Origin of the sequence: Psychrobacter halotolerans (assembly GCF_039680845.1) — a bacterium.
GTDB lineage: Bacteria > Pseudomonadota > Gammaproteobacteria > Pseudomonadales > Moraxellaceae > Psychrobacter.
The window spans coordinates 66655-86557 of the sequence record NZ_JBDKWD010000007.1 but is presented as its reverse complement, the minus strand read 5'-3'; the positions used below and the strand labels follow the sequence as shown (position 1 = coordinate 86557).

At 45.0% G+C, this 19903-nt stretch carries 19 protein-coding genes and 1 tRNA gene; 13 read left to right on the top strand and 7 right to left on the bottom strand.

Features of this window, described 5'->3' with window-relative positions:
- The first annotated feature begins 150 nt into the window (after positions 1-150).
- The 4 genes from accD (at position 151) to AAJP47_RS12475 (ending at position 4875) form a co-directional block, all read left to right on the top strand.
- Complete coding sequence (accD, locus tag AAJP47_RS12490; RefSeq protein ID WP_346718309.1) at positions 151-1107, top strand: acetyl-CoA carboxylase, carboxyltransferase subunit beta; 957 nt, start codon at positions 151-153, stop codon at positions 1105-1107.
- Positions 1108-1293: 186 nt separating this feature from the next.
- Positions 1294-2679: a bifunctional folylpolyglutamate synthase/dihydrofolate synthase gene (locus tag AAJP47_RS12485; RefSeq protein ID WP_346718223.1), complete on the top strand. Its 1386-nt coding sequence runs from the start codon at positions 1294-1296 to the stop codon at positions 2677-2679.
- 271 nt (positions 2680-2950) lie between these two features.
- Positions 2951-4075 (top strand): SPOR and LysM peptidoglycan-binding domain-containing protein, encoded by a 1125-nt coding sequence (locus AAJP47_RS12480; RefSeq protein WP_346718222.1) that lies wholly within the window; start codon positions 2951-2953, stop codon positions 4073-4075.
- Between the two features lie 269 nt (positions 4076-4344).
- Positions 4345-4875: a DUF2726 domain-containing protein gene (locus AAJP47_RS12475; RefSeq protein ID WP_346718221.1), complete on the top strand. Its 531-nt coding sequence runs from the start codon at positions 4345-4347 to the stop codon at positions 4873-4875.
- Here the strand turns inward: AAJP47_RS12475 and AAJP47_RS12470 are convergent.
- The 7 genes from AAJP47_RS12470 to gatC form a co-directional block, all read right to left on the bottom strand.
- Entirely contained in the window at positions 4872-5843 is a 972-nt protein-coding gene (locus AAJP47_RS12470; protein ID WP_346718220.1) for a DUF1853 family protein, read from the bottom strand. The two genes, AAJP47_RS12475 and AAJP47_RS12470, sit on opposite strands and share 4 nt — an antisense overlap.
- A gap of 99 nt (positions 5844-5942) precedes the next feature.
- Positions 5943-6116, bottom strand: a complete 174-nt coding sequence (locus tag AAJP47_RS12465; RefSeq protein WP_346718219.1) for a hypothetical protein — start codon at positions 6114-6116, stop codon at positions 5943-5945.
- Between the two features lie 140 nt (positions 6117-6256).
- Entirely contained in the window at positions 6257-7747 is a 1491-nt protein-coding gene (locus AAJP47_RS12460; RefSeq protein WP_346718218.1) for a hypothetical protein, read from the bottom strand.
- 210 nt (positions 7748-7957) lie between these two features.
- Positions 7958-8034 (bottom strand) — tRNA-Pro (locus tag AAJP47_RS12455).
- A 117-nt stretch (positions 8035-8151) separates the two neighbouring features.
- Positions 8152-9681, bottom strand: a complete 1530-nt coding sequence (gene gatB, locus AAJP47_RS12450; protein ID WP_346718217.1) for an Asp-tRNA(Asn)/Glu-tRNA(Gln) amidotransferase subunit GatB — start codon at positions 9679-9681, stop codon at positions 8152-8154.
- Positions 9681-11177: an Asp-tRNA(Asn)/Glu-tRNA(Gln) amidotransferase subunit GatA gene (gene gatA, locus AAJP47_RS12445; protein ID WP_346718216.1), complete on the bottom strand. Its 1497-nt coding sequence runs from the start codon at positions 11175-11177 to the stop codon at positions 9681-9683. The genes gatB and gatA overlap by 1 nt, the downstream gene beginning before the upstream one ends.
- A gap of 70 nt (positions 11178-11247) precedes the next feature.
- The gene (gatC, locus tag AAJP47_RS12440; RefSeq protein ID WP_346718308.1) at positions 11248-11562 is read right to left on the bottom strand and encodes an Asp-tRNA(Asn)/Glu-tRNA(Gln) amidotransferase subunit GatC; all 315 of its coding nucleotides are present in this window, start codon (positions 11560-11562) and stop codon (positions 11248-11250) included.
- 689 nt (positions 11563-12251) lie between these two features.
- Between gatC and AAJP47_RS12435 the strand changes: the two genes are divergently transcribed.
- The 9 genes from AAJP47_RS12435 (at position 12252) to rplW (ending at position 19894) form a co-directional block, all read left to right on the top strand.
- Positions 12252-13289, top strand: coding sequence for a rod shape-determining protein (locus tag AAJP47_RS12435; protein WP_497198730.1), 1038 nt, complete (start codon positions 12252-12254; stop codon positions 13287-13289).
- 201 nt (positions 13290-13490) lie between these two features.
- Positions 13491-14351, top strand: coding sequence for a rod shape-determining protein MreC (gene mreC / locus AAJP47_RS12430; RefSeq protein WP_346718214.1), 861 nt, complete (start codon positions 13491-13493; stop codon positions 14349-14351).
- 120 nt (positions 14352-14471) lie between these two features.
- The gene (gene mreD / locus AAJP47_RS12425; protein ID WP_346718213.1) at positions 14472-14957 is read left to right on the top strand and encodes a rod shape-determining protein MreD; all 486 of its coding nucleotides are present in this window, start codon (positions 14472-14474) and stop codon (positions 14955-14957) included.
- Between the two features lie 74 nt (positions 14958-15031).
- Positions 15032-15715, top strand: a complete 684-nt coding sequence (locus tag AAJP47_RS12420; protein WP_346718212.1) for a Maf family protein — start codon at positions 15032-15034, stop codon at positions 15713-15715.
- A 171-nt stretch (positions 15716-15886) separates the two neighbouring features.
- Complete coding sequence (locus tag AAJP47_RS12415; RefSeq protein WP_346718211.1) at positions 15887-17524, top strand: Rne/Rng family ribonuclease; 1638 nt, start codon at positions 15887-15889, stop codon at positions 17522-17524.
- A gap of 406 nt (positions 17525-17930) precedes the next feature.
- On the top strand, positions 17931-18242 hold the full coding sequence (gene rpsJ / locus AAJP47_RS12410; RefSeq protein ID WP_010196670.1) for a 30S ribosomal protein S10: 312 nt from the start codon (positions 17931-17933) through the stop codon (positions 18240-18242).
- Between the two features lie 49 nt (positions 18243-18291).
- Entirely contained in the window at positions 18292-18930 is a 639-nt protein-coding gene (gene rplC / locus AAJP47_RS12405) for a 50S ribosomal protein L3 (protein WP_346718210.1), read from the top strand.
- A gap of 14 nt (positions 18931-18944) precedes the next feature.
- The gene (rplD, locus tag AAJP47_RS12400) at positions 18945-19547 is read left to right on the top strand and encodes a 50S ribosomal protein L4 (protein WP_193006042.1); all 603 of its coding nucleotides are present in this window, start codon (positions 18945-18947) and stop codon (positions 19545-19547) included.
- Positions 19544-19894, top strand: a complete 351-nt coding sequence (gene rplW, locus AAJP47_RS12395) for a 50S ribosomal protein L23 (RefSeq protein WP_040641832.1) — start codon at positions 19544-19546, stop codon at positions 19892-19894. Before rplD ends, rplW begins: the two co-directional genes overlap by 4 nt.
- Positions 19895-19903: the final 9 nt, after the last annotated feature.

Below are 19903 nucleotides of genomic sequence, written 5' to 3'. Positions count from 1 at the left end.
TACGTGTGTAAACTAACCTCACCTATACTATAAATCGTTACAGTTGCACAAAATCGTGCCTTATAACTGCTCATGTTAGGACTGTGTGCGACTTTTAAATTGACTCTTTAAGACAAGTGAATGAGCCAACTTGCCGACAAGCCTTTGATAATGGCGAATAATATGACTGATACGACGACAAAACCCGATTCTAATAACGACAGTACGGCCAGCCTTGCACCAAATACCAATACAGCAGGGCAGTCATGGTTTAAGCGCCCAATACCGGGTATTAAACAACAGCTAACGGCCACATTGACCGCCGTTGAAACTGAGCCGTCAACCAAGTGCAGCAATTGCCACTCCATGATTACCAATACGGCGCTGATTTTTAACTGTTATGTGTGCCCGCATTGTGACCATCATTTACCCATGAGTGCTCGTGAGCGCTTAAACTGGTTGCTTGATCAAGTGGGCGGAGAGCTTGGGCAAGAATTTACGGCCAAAGATCCGCTAAGCTTTGTAGACAGTAAGCCGTATCCAGAGCGTATGATCGAAGCCCAAGAAAAAACCAAGGAAAGTGAAGCATTGCTTGTGATGTATGGCAAATTGCGCAATCTGGATGTGGTCGCCTGTGCCTTTGATTTTCGTTTTATGGGTGGATCTATGGGCTCGGTGGTTGGCGACCGTTTTGTCCAAGCCGCCGAAAAAGCACTGGAAGATAAAATTCCCTTGGTTTGTTTTGCAGCCTCGGGCGGTGCGCGTATGCAAGAAGGTCTACTGTCTTTGATGCAAATGGCACGAACAGGCGCTGCTATTGAACGCTTGCGATTGGCTGGCATTCCTTACATCGTGGTGTTGACCAATCCTGTTTATGGCGGTGTGACAGCTTCGTTAGCCATGCTTGGTGATATTCATTTGGCAGAACCAAAAGCGATGATTGGCTTTGCTGGCAAGCGCGTTATCGAACAAACCGTACGTGAGACGTTAGAAGAGCCGTTTCAACGCGCAGAGTTTTTGTTAGAGCACGGTGTGGTTGACGAAGTGGTACATCGTCATCAGCTAATCGATACGATTTATCGTCTACTCGCCAAGCTGTGCCGTGTGCCTAATGTAGATGCTCAGTAGGCAACGGCGTCTACGGTATATAATCGGTCAACGTTGTGCTACTATCTGCCGGATAGCAACACTCCACGAATAGCATTTATCGTTACATCACGGTAAATGCTATTTTTGCTTTTTGCCAAGCCAGTTATACTGTTTTTCGTTTACATTTTTTAGCCTTTATCAAAATTCTTTAGGTAGGTTTTGTCCATGTCTGACTCTCTAATCGCTTCTACGCATACCCCAAATGATCAGGCCAGCCTAACTGAATGGTTGGATTATATGCAGCAGATACATGTCTCTGCCATAGACATGGGGTTGTCGCGAGTGCTGCCCGTTGCGCAGGCACTAGGCGTGGTTCAGTCAGCAAAAGATGATGCCTATGTGTTTACGGTGGCAGGCACCAATGGTAAAGGCTCGACGACGGCGGTTATCGCGCAGATGTGTCAGGCGGCGGGTTATAAGACCGCCTTGTATCAATCGCCGCACTTGAATGTGTTTAATGAGCGTGTTCGCATCAATGGCGAGATGGTCAGCGATCAAACTTTGATTCAAGCCTTTAGCAAAGTGGAGGCGGCGCGATTACAATGCGCGTTGACGTTGTCGTTTTTTGAGATGACGACTTTAGCGGCATTATTGATATTTGCAGAAGCGGACTGTGATGTTTGGGTGTTGGAAGTGGGGCTCGGTGGCCGTCTAGATGTGGTCAATATCATTGATCCGGATATGGCGGTGATTACCAATATCGGTATCGATCACGTTGATTGGTTGGGCGATAATGTGGAAACCATCGGTCGCGAGAAAGCAGGTATTTTACGAGATGGTATTGCTTTGGTTTACGGCAGCACGCAAATGCCAAATAGTGTGCAGCATGCTATTGATACGCATCAAGCGACTTGCTATCAGGTTGGGCAAGCATTTGCTTACCGCGACATCGATGCAAAAACATGGCAGTATAGCAATACGGCAGTCACCATGCAGCTACCACGCCCAGCGCTGTCATTGACCAATACCGCCAATGCCTTATCAGCAGTATTGGCAAGTCCATTAGACATTGACAGACACGCCATTGAGCAAGCACTACAAAGGGTGCAGTTGGCAGGTCGCTTTGATTATCGAATCGTGAAAGAGCGGCATTGGTTGTTTGATGTGGCGCATAACGAGCAGGGCGTTGCGTTTTTATTACAACAGCTATCGCCGTTTTGGCAGCAGCATTTGGCCAGTCAGTCTAAAGACAATTCAAACCTAGACAATTCAAGTTTAGACAATCAAGTCAGCCGTGCGCCTGCTACCATTAAAATGCTATTTTCCATGCTGGCTGATAAAGACATTGATAACGTTATACAACGTTTGACTAAATCAGGTTTGCCCATTAGTGATTGGTTTATTGCTGAAATTGATTATCCGCGAGCGGCGAGCACTGAGCAATTGCGTAGTATCTTGGCAAATTATATCGATGGTGCGCAGATTCATACATTTAAGCGTTTAGAAGAGGCGACACAGGCCGTTATACAGGCCAGTCAGCCGCAAGATTTAATCGTCGTTTGTGGTTCATTTCACACCATTGGAGAAGCTTTGACTGCGATTGAAAAATGATAATTTAGGTGAAAAATGACGTTATTTAATGTTAACCTTAGTATCAGCCTGATTGCAGACAGCGTAAATATTATGCTTTATAATCAAAGTGTTTCAAAAAACGATTATTATAAAATTGGCATAACGCTTGAGACTTAATGGACATTGTTTGATGGTCATTGATAGATGTAATCGACTGCTCTCACTACTGGTCACGGCTATGCGCGCTTCATTTTGAGACGTTAGCGGTGCCACTCAATCAACCTTATCACCAACTAAGAGACGTAAACGGATGAACTTTTCGAGACAAGCCTTATTGGGCATTGGGATGATTATAGGCGGTAGCGTGATGCTATACGCGATGGTGCAACAAATTGGTGAAAATAATAAACCGCATTTACCGCCGGCATTAGTCGATAATCCAAGTATCGAACAACAAGCTCAGCAGCCACTGACCACTGATATCGAAACCGAAAAACGTATTTTGGCTCAAAAACAAAAAGAACGCGCCGCTCGCGTCGCAGAGCAAGAAAAACGTGCTGAGCAGTTTTTAACAGAACAAGAGGCCGCAGAAGCGCAAGCCTTAGCAAAAGCACGTGCTGAAAGTGAGCAATATGTCGCTAGCAATACACCAGCAGTAGAAGAGAGCGACAGTACAGAGTCCACTCAAGGAACCACTGCCTCAGCAGAATCAGCATTGGCATCGCCCATAACCCCAGAGGCGTCACAAATTTCAGAAACCTCGCAACAGCAGGAAGCTCAGCGCCAAGCGGCTTTAAGAGAACAAGCCGCTGCTGAAAGTAAGAAGGCTGCCGACGCAAGAAGACAAGCTGACGCAAAAAAGCAGGCTGAAGCGCAAGCATTGGCTGAAAAAAATAGGGAAGCGGCAGAAGCCGCTAAGAATGAAGCGCCCAAATCGCCTTCTGACTATCAGGTCAAAAGAGGGGATGGCTTGATTAAGCTTGCAAGACAATACAACATGCCCGTAGAAGTTTTGGCACAGGCAAACAATTTATCGCCCTCAACCTCGCTACAAGTGGGTCAAAATATAACGATTCCATCGCGTAGCCAAGTACAACGTTTAGAACGTGAAGCGGCGGCAGCTGAAAAATCCGCTGAGGCGAAGCGTGACGCCCAGCAGAAACTTAGTGAGGCGCGTAAAGAAGTCAAAGAAACCGATGCCAAAGGCAGCTTTGGCGTGCAAGTGGCACTGGCAAACAATCAAGCCAGAGCGGATGAGTTGGCAAAAAAACTTCAAGCCGCAGGCTATCAAGTTAAGACCAGTCCGACCAGTCGCGGTGTTCGAGTAATCGTCGGGCCTGAGCGTGGCAAAGTCGCTGCCTTAGCGCTAAAAGATAAGATCAATAGTGACCCCAAGGTTAATACGACAGGGGCTTGGGTTTTATACTGGCGCTAATGTTGTCTTTGAGGGGATTAATCTAAATGCCCGTTTAACAGACGATAGTTTTTACTGTTTTCCGATATAACACGACATTTACTGTCGTGTTTTTTGCGTTATTGTTTGCCGATTGACACAAGCTTCGCTAGGATAAGTGTCGCGTTTCTCTATTTTTCTTCGTATAACCTGCCAGCCTATAAAGGCTGATCGGTTGTGATTGATTGCTGCTGGCTTTAACTAAGTTATGACGGACAGCCAATCACGCTCATATTGTATAAGGTAAAACCATGTCATTTGGCGTTATATTTTTAATTCTAGCCGTTGGCTTTTTAGGGCTAATTACACTACCAAAGCTGTTAGTAAAACGTCAAAACGTCGAGCCTGACCCACCGCCTGTGCGCGGCGATGACTTAGCGATTTGGCCATTTGCGCCCATGCCGATCATGACTGATACAGAAGTGATCTTTTTTAAGAAGTTAAAAAACGCCTTACCTGAATATCATATCTTTGTTCAAGTTCAACTGTCACGTATCATTGAAGCCAATAGTAACGAGACGTCAGAGCGCAGCTTTTGGTTCAATCGTATTTGTCGTCAAAGCGTCGATTACGTGATCGTGGATATCGATGCCCAAACCACGCTGCTCGCTATTGAGCTTGATGACTGGACACACAGTAGTAAAGCGCGGCAAAAGGCTGATGACAAAAAGGATAAGGCCTTGGCCAGTGCGGGCATTCCTATCGTTCGCTTTCATGCAGAACGTATGCCCAGTGCCGATATGCTCAGATATGAGCTGATGCAGGTGATTGAGACGTATTAAAACGCATCTTCAACCTTATCACGACGGTCATAGTAAATGACGATTGGCCTATCGCCTTCGAAGTACAATCCGGTTCTAAGGGTTTCGGTTTCACACAGATTAAGCGGTGGTAGACGTGCATCATAGTTATCATAAAAGTCACGTTTGCTAAACCATTCCACATAGCGTGCACGTCGTAGTGCCGTCGTATCAATAGTCGCAAGATTGGTCAGGTCATTCTTATCGCACCACTCATGTATGGGAAAGCTTGGTTCCAGCCAAGCAGGCCAATCATGATTGCCAAAACGGGTGTTGTTCATGGGCAAAAAGAAGCGCCCTTTGATGACGCCATAACGCTTATCAATTCTGAGGCGTCCATGATCCTCGGTATCGACCCACACGCTACGAAACTGCTTGGTCTGCATGTGTGTCATTTTGCGCTGCAAATTGTCTTTGGAGTTGATCCCAACCCAGTTTTCAGGCGCAAAAGGCGCAGACCCCATAAAAAACTTAATGGCAAGCTCCCAATGCTCAACCAGCTTCTCTTCATGATTGTACAAGATTAAATCCAGCTCACCCGTTGTCTGCTTGCCGCTATATAACTGCACATTGTTAGCCAATATCTCGTATGGATGCAGGTTACTTGCAAAACCATCTTCTAACCAAAACGACAATAACCCCTCAAAGTGAAAGCCCAAACGGCTCGGACTCGGTCTTTTTAATAAATAGCGGGTCAACTCCTGATAAGCGGTGGTTGTGTCCAATCTTTCTAAGCGCTGTCGATACGCGTTAAATTGATCTTGCCAAAAGCTGGCGTTATGCACATCAACCGTATGCGTATTTTGGTGCGGTGCAAAATCTAACCACGTCGTTAAAACATTGGGACAGGCCAGCACATATGCCAAATCGCGGACAAAAGGACGCTGATACGCGTTCCAAGGCGCGTCATCTGTAAGGGTAAGATTAGGCTGAGCAAGAGTCTCGGACATAGGATAAACCATCATCGTGGTAGAGCATTTACCCTAACTGCTCACCTACTAAAAGTCTAGTTATGGTGAGTATCAGCTAGGGCAGTATATATGCTATCGCTATGAGGGAAGGGCGATAGTCATGTGATAAATGTAAATACTGATATCGGGCGGTGATAGTAGGTAAGGCAATAGGATACCGAGCAGAGCTCTGAGTAAAAAACGCTGCCAGCTTTGGAGTTTTCGGGGTTGGATATTAGGTGGCTGTTGTGAGTTTTGGTTTGGGTGGGTCATTTGTTAGCTCCATGTTGTGTAGAGAGCCGTAACGGTTGCTACGGCTTACATGGTCTATGTTAGGGGGTGGAGCTGGGTAAGAAAATTCCCTGTACACCGTGTTTATTGACATAAACAGAGGTTTTACGTGTTTGGGGACATTACTTTTTCATGATTAGGGATATTTCACTAGGGGCATCTTTTGGAGTTTTACCTCCTTTCTTTGCATAATCTGGGGCAATACCTGATAGCCATTCTCTTATAGCTTTGTCATCAGGTAGCAAGTTAGGTGCTACATTGTGCATTACGTGTCTTATTTGCTGCACCATGTCACCCGTTCTAATCGCCTTTTTGGTGTCCATACCCCATATATATTTAGCAAGTGCTTGGCTTGTAGAAATAATATAGGCTTTATCAGCGTTATATTTAGCAATACCGTTTAATTGTACGTCATCGGCTGGCAAGCCTGCTTGGTTATTCATCTGCTCGATGAGTTCCGCTTTTTCGTTTTCTACCTGTTCATTCTTTTCTGTGAGGGCTTTTATTTCATTTCGGTGTTGCTTGTAAGTATTTCTAGCTGTGCTTAACCTAGAATTAAGGTTGTTATTTTCAGCAGTAAGCTGCGTTATCTGATCTCTAAAGTCACTAATAATCTGTTCACTGTCTCTAGGCTCACCTTGTTCTACTGTGGGGGTTCCCATCATAAAGCTAGCATTAGCTTCCTTCTCCGCTAATTGCTGTTCCAGTTCAGCTATGCGCTTTTGATAAGCGCTATTCTCTTTGTTTGGACTGTGCGTATCGTCTGTTAGGTTGTCATTAAATCCTTTCATTATCCAGTTTTTACTATATAAAAATGATTTTAAACTAGCACTTTTGATTTGATGTTCGCTATCAACTATTAATTTGCCACTCTTAAACCCACCTTCAATAATACATTCTGCCATTTCTAACCCGTCATCGCACCCGTTGAAGTTGGGATGTAAGCCAGCTATAAAGCAGCACGCTTGATGCGGTGTAAAGTAATCATAAAGCATGGTCATATGCTGCCACTTATTAGGAAAAGTAGCTTCTTTAGGCTTCTCAGCTTCAATTACTTTATCTATTATTTTTTGGGATGTTGGGGCTATGTTGATATGGTTTGGTGGTGGCGGTGCGTTCGATTGTCGTGCTATGTTTTTATTATTAATCTGTAGCTTTTTAATAGCTCCATTTTTAAGTAGCTCTATAGCTCTGTCCTCAGTTAAACCAATTACCTTTTCACCAGTTATAAACTTACCAACTGAATGATTTGCAATGTAATGATAACCACGTTTATAAGCAAAAATATCAAACTCTTGTATTGGCTCAAAATCATTTAATGATTTGATAGGAAAGTATGCATTATCCGATACTTTATCGTTAGTTAATTCGTGAAGCGTACTATCAAAACCATCAAAGTTTCTAATAGTCTCCTCTGATGGATCAATAGCTAGCCTAAAGTAATCATCAAGATAAAACACTGGCGTATGATGGTGAATATAATAAGACAGTAGGTAAGTTTTAACATGCTCAAGTGGGCAGTTTTCATTTGCCTGTGACATTAATTCTAGGGTTTCCGAAACCAATATAAATTCTTTATGACGCTCTTTAAGCTTATTCAGCAAAACACTCACAATTACACCCCTACGCCCTTAAGTTAAAATAGGTGCAAGGCAACGCCAGCCTAAAGATATATGAACGACTGGCTTTCGAATACTTGTCGTGCCTTGCAAGATTTTTATTATTTATTCCTTAAATACATCATACAATCAACAGCCAAATTTAGCACAAAAAAAGCCAACCATTGAAAATCAATGATTGGCTTTTCTCTTTACTGCTATGTTTGGTCGGAACGGCAGGATTTGAACCTGCGACCACTACACCCCCAGTGTAGTGCGCTACCAGACTGCGCTACGCCCCGAATGACTGACTATTTTACGCAAAATTTGACACATTGCAAGGGCTATTTATATTAGCCAAAATCTACGATGTCATTTTGCTTATCATAGCCAGCATTATCACGGATTGGCAAGTAATCTTAACCCAATAGCTCTTTTAGGATTTGGTTGACTTGCTGCGGGTTGGCACTACCGCGACTGGCTTTCATCACCTGTCCAACCAGACCGTTAAAGGCTTTTTCCTTACCGCCGCGATACTCATCGACCATCGCTTGGTTTTTAGCAATCACGTCTTCCACGATGGCTTTAATCGCGCCCGTGTCGGTTTCTTGCTTGAGGCCTTTTTCTTCGATGATTTTATCAGCTGCGTCATCCGCATCGCCACCTTCGCGCTCATACAATGCGCTAAAGACTTTTTTGGCCAATTTGCCAGACAAGGTATCGTCTTTGATGCGTCCTAGCATACCTGCCAATTGCTTGGCACTGATAGGGGAGTCGATGATGTCTTTATCGTCTTTATTCAGTGCACCTAATAGATCACCCATGACCCAGTTGGCCGCCATTTTGGCATCTTGTTGTCCTACTTCTACAACGACGTCTTCGAAGTAATCGGCCAACTGTCGACTCCCAGTCAAGATACGAGCGTCATATTCTGATAGACCAAGCGCGTCTTCAAAACGGGCGCGACGAGCAACTGGTAGCTCAGGCATGGCGGCTTTGATCTCATCCACGGTATGCTGCTCAATGTTGACAGGCAGTAAGTCAGGATCCGGGAAGTAGCGATAGTCGTTGGCGTCTTCTTTGGTACGCATGGTGCGCGTTTCGTCACGCTCTGGATCATAGAGCATCGTTGCTTGAACAACTTTACCGCCGTCTTCAATGATGTCAATTTGACGCTCGATTTCGCGGTTGATGGCGCGTTCGATGAAGCGGAACGAGTTCAAGTTTTTAAGCTCGGTACGTGTACCAAGCTCGTCACCAGGTTTGCGCACCGAGACGTTACAGTCACAGCGGAATGAGCCTTCTGCCATGATAGCGTCTGAAATACCGAGCCACGTAACCAACTGGTGAATGGCTTTGATATAAGCAAGGGCTTCATGGGCCGAGCGCATATCTGGCTCAGAGACAATTTCGATCAATGGTGTGCCAGCACGGTTCAAGTCGACACCAGTCATACCGTCGATGGCATCATGTACAGATTTGCCCGCATCTTCTTCTAAATGGGCGCGAGTGATACCCATGCGTTTTGGATATTCGTTCTTTTCGCCTTCGTTGACCACCACATCGATATAACCTTTACCAACGATAGGATTTGCCATTTGCGTGATTTGATAGCCTTTGGGCAGGTCAGGATAAAAGTAGTTTTTGCGGTCAAATGTGTTGTATAAACCCAGCTCAGCATTGACACCGATACCGAATTTTAGGGCGCGGTCGACCACGCCGCTATTTAATACGGGCAGCACACCAGGCAAACCTAGGTCTACAAGGCTGGCTTGACTGTTTGGCTCATGACCAAAATCTGTCGGCGCGGTTGAGAATATCTTACTTTCCGTATTGAGCTGGCAGTGAATCTCAATACCGATGACCACTTCATAGCCATCGACGAATAGCTCTTTACGAACGGCCTCTTTACGAACGGTATTGTTATCAGTAGTAGTTGCTGTGTTCATTATACCGTCTCCTTCGCGATGAGCGATTGTTGTAAATGGTGATCTGTGTGTTGCTGGAACAAGTGCGCAGTAGACAGCAGCTTACTTTCTTGCCAATGTTTGCCAATCAGTTGTAAGCCCACAGGCAAGCCTTCAGAAGTTAAGCCAGCAGGATGACTGAGCGCTGGTAAGCCCGCCAAATTCACAGCGATAGTATATACGTCACCCAAGTACATGGTTGCCGGATCAAGCTCTTCGGCAAGCTTATAAGCGGCGGTTGGTGCCGTTGGACTGGCGATGACGTCACAGTTGGCAAACGCCTCTTCAAAGTCTTTGACAATTAAGCGACGCACCTTTTGTGCTTTAGTATAGTAAGCGTCAAAGTAACCAGCAGAGAGCGCATACGTTCCGGTCAAAATACGGCGTTGTACTTCTGGACCGAAGCCCTCAGAGCGTGAACGTGTATAAAGATCGATTAAATCTTTTGGGTGTTCACAGCGATAACCAAAGCGTACGCCATCGAAACGTGACAGGTTCGATGACGCTTCTGCAGGTGCTAGCATGTAGTAAGTGGCAAGCGTGATCTCAGGATCAGTGATATGCACCTCGACAATGGTCGCGCCCAGTTCTTCGTATTTTTTAAGCGCGGCACGTACGGTTTGCTCAACTTCCGCGTCTAATCCATTACCGAAATACTCTTTTGCCACACCGATACGTAGGCCAGCAAATGGCTTATCGCCCGCCGCTGCTTCTGCATCGTTGATGTCTTGTACGTAATTAGGCATGTCATGTTTGATAGAGGTGCCGTCGCGCACATCATGACCGATCATTGGCTGCAAGAGGTACGCGCAGTCTTTGGCACTGCGTCCCAGACTACCTGCTTGGTCAAGACTTGAGGCGTAGGCAATCATCCCAAAACGTGACACGCGGCCATAAGTGGGTTTGATACCGGTCAAGCCACAAAATGAGGCAGGCTGACGAATAGATCCACCTGTATCACTACCTGTGGCGACAGGAACGAAGCCTGCGGCAACGGCGGCGGCGCTACCACCTGATGAGCCACCCGGAACACGCTCTAGGTTCCACGGGTTTTGCACCGTACCATAATAAGAGCTGCTATTGTCTGAGCCCATGGCAAACTCATCCATATTGAGCTTACCCAAGCTAATCATACCGGCTTTGTCGATATTAGAGACGATAGTGGCATCATAAGGCGAGACAAAGTTATGCAGCATTTTAGAGCCACAAGTGGTGAGCACGCCTTGGGTGCAAAAGATGTCTTTGTGCGCCATTGGTACGCCGAGTAATGGACGCTTATCGCCTTGTAAACGCATCTCATCCGCCGCTTTTGCTTGGGCGCGAGCAGTTTCAGACGTGTGAGTGATAAAGCTATTGATCTTGCCGTCTAGCGCGTCGATACGCTTAATATAGTGGTCAGTCAGCTCAAGACTGCTAAATTGTTTGTTCTGTAAGCCAGTAATCAGCTGCTCGGTACTTAATAGATGAAGCTCAGACATAAGGTGTCGTCCGTCAAAGTGTTAGTAGCATAAATAAAATAAGATAAAGTCAAAAAACAGAGACAACCGTCTATTCAATCACTTGTGGTACCAAGTACAAGCCGTCTTCGACCGCAGGCGCGACCGATTGATTGCGCTCGCGGTTGATATCGTGTTTGGCGATATCGGCACGCAATTCTTGACAAGTTTCATGAATGTTCGCTAATGGCTTGACATCAGTGGTATCAACATTACCAAGCGTTACCATCAGCTTTAAGACTTTGGTAATCTCGTCAGCATAACTGTTGGCCGTACTCTCATCGACACCCAAACGGGCAAGGTTAGCAATTTCTAGGATCTCTTCACGGCTGACGGCGCTGTCAGACGTTGATGGTTGCTGTGACATGGTTTGTTGAGACATGGTTTCTCCATTTAAGGACAGTTTTGGTTAAGTGTGCGTAATAAGTAGACATGGCAATCATGCATACCAAAATAATAAATACTGAAAATGGATATCAAAATGGGTCAGGGTCAAAATATCAGGGTCAAAACTTCGTTGCTAAAAAAGGGTTTTTATAAAGTTGGGTTATTATAAAGCATCTGCTCCAAGTTTACAGAGCATGACGCTTGATTGATGCACAATATCAACCAAGACACTTTAGATAAAATATAAGAATTTGCAAAATTAAGCGGATAATTTATCATTGCCCCTCAATTGCTTACCCATTCTGTTCTGAAATACGTTACAGTATGCACCTGCTATAAAGCAAAACGATCGTCTGCCTGTAGAACTTTGTTAGTTATTGAATTAAATGGTGTTTCATTGAACCGAGTGGCTACCACCGCTATTTTAAACTTTGTAACAACTTTTAGCGTTTAAGACCAAAATCCTGACTTACTGATGCAAATATCTGTGTTTTTTTTGAGCCAAATCGGTATAATTTAGCTCAGTTTTATCATTTCATCATTATTGCTTAGGTTTGACTTGCTGCGATGCTCAATTGTCGCGCCAAGTAATGTCTATCAACGATTTGCTCAACACTGACAAGTTACCCCTCAGTCAATCTCATTCGCCTCATTCGTAAGACGCTGGATATATTAGCCATGAACCTGTTTGGATTTTTATCAAATAATATCGCTATCGACCTCGGTACTGCGAACACCCTCATTTTTATTCCTAATAAAGGCGTCGTACTTGACGAGCCTACGGTGGTTGCATTACGAAGTAATCGTACTCAAAACCCAACCGTTGCTGCTGTTGGTATCGACGCAAAGCAAATGCTGGGTCGTACGCCTGCCAATATTACTGCGATTCGCCCTCTAAAAGACGGGGTGATTGCTGACTTTGAAGTAACGCAAAAGATGCTTAAGCATTTTATCACTAAGGTAAAAGCCAAGCGTTTTATGGCACAGCCAAATGTGGTGGTTTGTGTGCCATGTAAGTCTACTCTGGTCGAGCGTAAAGCGATTCGTGAGGCCGTATCATCAGCAGGGGCGAGTAAAGTATTGTTGCTAGAAGAGCCAATGGCGGCGGCAATAGGCGCTGGTATGCCAGTTCATGAAGCCAGTGGTTCTATGGTCGTGGATATCGGCGGCGGTACCACTGAGATTGCGGTGATTGCTCTATCTGGTTGTGTCTATGCAGAGTCTATTCGTATCGGTGGCGATATGTTTGATGAAGCCATTATCACTCACGTACGCCGTACCCATGGCTGCGTCATTGGTGAAACAACCGCTGAGCGCATCAAAAAAGAAGTCGGTTCGGCATTGAACGAAGACAGCCAATTAGAAGTAGAAGTTCGTGGCCGCAGCATGGCAGAAGGGGTGCCAAAAACCTTCACGGTCAATTCAGAAGAAGTACAAAAAGCACTGAGCGATCCATTGAGCGGTATCATTAGCGCGGTCAAAGCGGCCCTTGAGCAAACACCGCCAGAGTTGTCATCAGATATCGCTGAGCGCGGTATTGTGTTGACGGGCGGCGGCGCATTATTACGGGATTTAGATAAGCTGATTTCAAGAGAAACGGGTCTGCCTGTTACCGTTGCCGAAGATCCATTGACTTGTGTTAGTCGCGGTGGTGGTATTGCCCTTGATTTCATTAATAATAAAAGCTTGAATATGATTTTTGTCTAGCGCGTTTTAATGTAGCATGGCGCTACTATCCTTCTATGTATGATGCTTGATTGCCATTGACATAACATATTGGCATAAAATAGCGAATCAAACAGGTATAAAAATAAAGGTAGCCAATTGCGCTGCCTTTAATTACATTAGCAAGTGCTAGAATCCAGTAATGGTAACTGATTATCTTATAATTTCTGAGTTAGACGACTTATGACCCCAAGTATCTTTGCGCGCCAGCCGCTAGCACTTCGTAAGACTGTCATTGTATTGATCGCAGCCTTGATACTGATGTGGTTTGACAGCAAAAACTCAGCATGGTTCAGCCCTGTACGCGATACTAGCCACGCCGCTATGCAGCCTATTTATGAGCTGTCGCTGTTGCCAAGCTATGCTAAACATTGGACAAGTGGCAGCTTACAATCCAAAGAAGCACTGCGCCGCGAAAACATGCAGCTTAAGTCACAACTGATTCATGCACAAGCCAAGCTGCAACAGCAAGATTATATCTTGGCACAAAATGCTCGCTTACAAGGTATTTTATCGACCACCAAGCCTGAGCAGTTTGATCTTAATTTGGCGCAAGTTATTGGGACAGATGCCAATTTACTCAGACAAATTGTGGTGCTCAATAAGGGCGTTCAAGATGGCGTCCAAGTCGGGCAGACGGTCATCGATGAAAACGGTATATTGGGACAGATTATCAACGTCTATCCCAATACCAGCCGTTTGCTCCTGATTACCGATGAGCAGCAATCGGTTGCTGTCACGGTCAAACGCACGGGTCAACGTGCCATTGTGACAGGCAAAGGTATACCAACGTCACTAAGCCTTGATTATGTCTTTAAAACCTCTGACGTGCGCGTGGGCGATGAATTGGTTTCTTCAGGGTTGGGTGGTCGTATTCCAGCTGGATATCGCGTCGGCCGTATCGCTCATGTCGAAGACATAGAGGCTGATAACTTTAGAAGTATTGAGGTGACACCAACGGCGAACTTTACCGATAATGCTTATGTATTGATCCTGCAAGACAAGCTGGTGGACCAAAACAATATCGCTCGCAATGAACGCTGAGTAAGCAGTAATCGACGCCTATAGGCTGCGCACCGATGACTTTTTAATCATCGTATTTATCTTATTAACAATCAACCACGCTTTAATAGCCGCCGCTAATACCCCTAAGGTAAGTTCATCATGTCGTATCCTGATTCTGAGAATGCAACGGTACTTCTGATTGCTACCATTATATTGAGCTTTGTTATTGCCTCATCGCTCAATATCTATCCGCTCAACCCCAGTATGGCAACCTTGCGCCCTATGGTGCTGATTATGGTGCTGATCTTTTGGTTGTTGTTTCAACCCCGTTATGTCGGTATTTTTACGGCGTTTGCCATTGGGCTCATCGCCGATCTATTAATGGATACTCATCTGGGACAACAGGCTTTTGCCGCTGTAGTGGTTGCTCTTGTCCTTAAGATCAGTAGCATCTACATCAGACAATTGAATACTCTCAGTGCGTGGTTACTGGCGAGCCTAGGACTCATTGTTTTTCAATTGACTTTATGGATACTACAGCTGGCCATCCAAAATGTCTTTGTCGCCCAATCTGCCTTTTCTTTATTGATGAGTATTATAAGTTGGCCACTGGTGCTATTGGCCTTACGCAAATTTGTGCGTTAAGCATAGATCTCGCTTTTTCAATTGATACAAGTCTGTATTAACACCCATTCAATTTATCTATTAAGAGAATAGCGATGGATATTATTTTAGCTTCTGGTTCGCCGCGTCGCCGTGAGCTATTGTCAAGAGTGCAATTGGATTTTAGTCTCTTAAGCGTAGATATCGATGAGACGCAATATGATAACGAGCTGCCAAAAGACTATATCGAACGTATGGTTGCGACCAAAGCGCAAGCGGCAGTGCATCAGCTCAATGAAACACATCAAACGAGCAAAGAGAGTAGCGCTGCACCACTGGCTGAACAACTCATTGTTATCACCGCTGATACGATCGGCGTATTGCCAGATGGTAAAACGGTGCTGGTAAAGCCAACGGATCGCGAGCACGCTTATCGTATGTGGCAGCAAATGTCCGACAATACTCATGAAGTATGGACAGCGGTACAAGTGTCCAAAATAGCTTTATTACCAGTATCCTCATCATTGTCAGACGAATCTTATGACGTGCCAGATCAAGAACGATGTTTTCAAATGATTCATCAGCGACAAATCACTGAGCGTACAGAAGTGAATTTTATCCCCCTAACGACGGATATGATGAGCGATTACTGGGATAGTGGCGAACCTGCCGATAAGGCGGGTGGTTATGGTATTCAAGGCTTAGGTGCCGCATGGGTCAGTCGCATTAATGGCAGCTATACCAATGTTGTGGGTTTACCATTGGCACAGACATTGGCCTTAATCAAAGAGATGCGGTAGCTGAGCGTAAAACCTATTGATTGCACAACGATGACGAGCTGATTGCACATAACTGACGCCACACAATAATACGTTAGGCTAATGAGCAAGCGTAAGCTGCATTTGCTACACTATAAAGCGAATAGGCAATGACAACCTAACAAAGCCGCTAAGAAATAAGAGAATAATACTATGTCCGAAGAGCTGCTGATTAATATCAGTCCCATGGAATCCCGTGTTGCCGTATTAGACAATGGCATCTTGGGCGAGATTTATATCGAACGTCACAACAAACTGGGACTGGTTGGTAATATTTATCTGGGTACCGTCGTGCGTGTCTTACCCGGTATGCAAGCGGCATTCGTTGATATCGGACAGTCGCGGACAGCCTTTCTCCATGTCAATGACATGCAACGTGAGCCGCGACCAGCGGCAGAAAACAAACCAAAAGCTGGCAACAGTGGTAATAAAGAAAAGCCAGATACTGATAATGGTATTGCTAGAGACGTTGATAGAGAACAGACAACGCAAACAACCTCTGCTGATAATCTAGACTTTATGCCACCCGTGGTCAGTACTCAAAGTACTGAGGTCGTACCCGCGTCTAAAACACTCATTCAACATCGCTTGCACGAAAGCCAGCGCATTTTGGTACAAGTGACCAAAGATCAATTGGGCAGTAAAGGCGCTCGTCTGACTACCAATATATCGTTACCATCGCGCTACTTGGTTTATCTACCATCGAGCGATCATATTGGTATATCGCAGCGCATTGATGGGGAAGACGAGCGCACACGTCTAAAGACTGAGCTGACTGACTTGATGCAAACGGTCAATCTAAAAGGTGGTCTCATTGCGCGTACGGCCGCTGAACGCGTGCCTGTCGATAAGCTAGAAGAAGACATCTATTATCTATTGCAACTGTGGCGCACTATTTGTGCCCGTCGTCAAGAGATCAATCATCATCAAAGCTCAGAGCTTATTTACCAAGAGTTGTCGCTACCACTACGCTCCATTCGTGACTTAGTACATGCTGATACCGAAAAAGTCATCATTGATAACACACAGGTCTATGAGCAGATCAGATATTTTGCCAAAGAGTTTGTTCCCTTTGTCTATGATCGTATCGTGCACTATACCGCTGAACAATCCTTGTTTGATGTGAACCGAGTCGAAGATGACTTACGCGATGCGCTAAAACGCCGCGTGGATCTCAAGTCAGGCGGTTATCTGATTATTGATCAGACGGAAGCAATGACCACCATCGATGTCAATACTGGCTCTTTTGTTGGTGGACGCTCATTAGAAGACACGGTTTACAAGACCAATCTAGAAGCCACTCACGCCATCGCTCGGCAATTGCGTCTGCGTAATCTGGGCGGCATTATTATCCTAGACTTTATCGATATGCTTGAACAGCAGCATAAAGACGATGTGCTTGAAAGTTTGCAGTCGCAGCTTGCACAAGACTACGCAAAAACCAAAATCACGCAAGTGAGTGAGCTTGGCCTCGTAGAGATGACGCGTAAACGCACTCGTGAATCATTAGGACAACAGCTTTGTGAGCCATGCTCAACTTGTCAAGGTCGTGGTTTTGTAAAGACAGCGGAAACCGTTTGTTTTGAGATATTCCGTGAAATTATGCGCTGCGCTCGTACTTATAACTCTCCTAAAAAGTTTACAGTCGTTGCCCATGCAGCGGTGATTGATTTACTACTGACATCAGAGTCGGATACTGTGGCAGACCTAGAGTATCTATTGGGTAGAGTCATCACCTTTGATGTCGAAAACCTCTATACCCAAGAACAATATGACATTGTTTTAGACTGATTTAGCGCGTTCACTAAAGCGCTTTTAAAAAAGTGATTATGAACAAATAGGGGGCTATATAGCCGTTAATAACTGAAATCACTGCATATATTGCCCTTGCAATGATAAAAATACTCTGTATAATACACACCACTGAATTATATATGCGCCGCGAATAAAAAAGCTGGCGCTATGACAGCTAGAGCATCGTTTCTAGCACTATTTCATTATGCCTTTGCTGACATCCATTATAGGAGGGTCGGCGGGGCTTTAAACTATTTTGCTTTTGGCACGCTATAAGTTCGGATAAAGAACTCATTCTGGTTAAGAACAGAAGGCCGCTTTAAGTGAATATTTAACCAAACTGCTTTTGATCATAATCTTGCGAAGCAAGGATGACAAAGGCACATATTAGGAGCTTGCTGGCATGGCTAACCAGAGAATCCGTATCCGTCTTAAGTCTTTTGATCATCGTCTAATTGATCAATCTGCACAAGAGATTGTTGATACTGCAAAGCGCACCGGTGCGCAAGTTTGTGGTCCTGTACCGTTGCCGACTCGCATTGAGCGCTTCAACGTTCTAACCTCACCACACGTTAACAAAGACGCTCGTGACCAGTACGAAATTCGTACTCATAAGCGTATGGTTGATATCGTTCAGCCTACTGACAAAACTGTGGATGCGCTAATGAAATTAGATTTAGCGGCGGGTGTTGACGTTCAAATTGCTTTGGGTTAATGCACATTACTCACCCAACCCATTAATATAAGATATAAAGAGGTCTAAAATGGCGATCGGTTTAGTCGGTAAAAAATGCGGCATGACTCGTATCTTCACTGAAACAGGCGCATCTATCCCTGTAACAGTGGTTGAGGTCGATGCAAACCGCATTACTCAAGTAAAAAATACTGATGTAGATGGCTATCAAGCTATCCAAATTACCACAGGCACCCGTCGTGACAGCCGCGTAACAGCCGCACAGAAAGGTCACTTCGCTAAAGCTGGTGTTAAAGCTGGCCGTGGTGTTTGGGAATTTCGTGCCAACGAAAGCGATCTTGAAGGTCGTGAGATTGGTGGCGAGATTCTAGCTGACTTGTTTGAACAAGGTCAGATGGTTGATGTGACAGGACAGAGCAAAGGTAAAGGCTTTCAAGGTCCTATCAAACGTCACAACTTCAGCATGCAAGATGCGACTCATGGTAACTCAGTATCTCATCGTGCACATGGTTCAACTGGTCAAAACCAGTCACCAGGTAAAGTATTCAAAGGCAAAAAGATGGCGGGTCAGATGGGTAACAAACGCGTTACCGTTCAAGGCCTAGAAGTAATTTCGGTTGATGCCGAGAAAGGGTTACTTGTCATTAAGGGTGCTATCCCAGGCGCCACCGGTGGCGATGTCATCGTACGTCCGTCAGTCAAAGCCTAAGCAAGGGGATTAACGTGGATTTAAAAACAGTTACAGGTGCGGCGGTTGAGCTTTCTGATACGGCTTTTGGTCGTGAATTCAACGAAGCATTAGTGCATCAGGTCGTCACCGCATATCTTGCTGGTGCTCGTCAAGGTACACGTGCGCAAAAAACCCGTGCCGAAGTTTCTGGCGGTGGCATCAAGCCATGGCGCCAAAAAGGTACTGGTCGCGCTCGTGCAGGCTCTATTCGTAGCCCTATCTGGCGTTCTGGTGGTCGTGCATTCGCTGCAAAACCACAAGATTGGTCACAGAAAGTAAACCGTAAAATGTATCGCGGTGCGATGCAGTGCATCCTAGCCGAATTGATTCGCCAAGAGCGTTTGATTTTGGTCGAAGAGTTGAGCGTTTCTGGACCTAAGACTAAAGAGCTGATTGCAAAGTTAAATGAGCTTAATGCACCTCGTGCACTAATCGTCACCAAAGAAGTTGACGAAAACTTATACTTAGCCGCTCGCAACATTCCACACGTCAATGTACTTGGTACAAACGAAGTGGATCCAGTGAGTTTGATCGCATTTGATAAAGTGATCATGTCAGTTGAAGCTGCGAAACAATTTGAGGAAGCACTAGCATGAATAACGCAAGACTTTATCAGGTCTTAAGAGGACCTGTATTCTCAGAGAAATCTCAAATGCTTGGCGACTCACTTGGTGTGCAGGTATTTAAAATTGATTCTAATGCTACTAAGCTTGAAGTCAAAAAAGCAGTTGAGTTGATGTTTGAAGGTGTTGAAGTCACTAAGGTGAACACTTTGAATGTTAAAGGTAAGACAAAGCGTTTTGGTAAAAGCATCGGCCGTCGTAACGACTATAAAAAAGCCTATGTTACCTTAAAAGCTGGTCAAGATGTACAAATGGCTGATGCTGGTGAAGAAGTCGCGAATACGACTGCTTCTACTAGTGAAACAGCGAACAACGAATAAGGATTACAC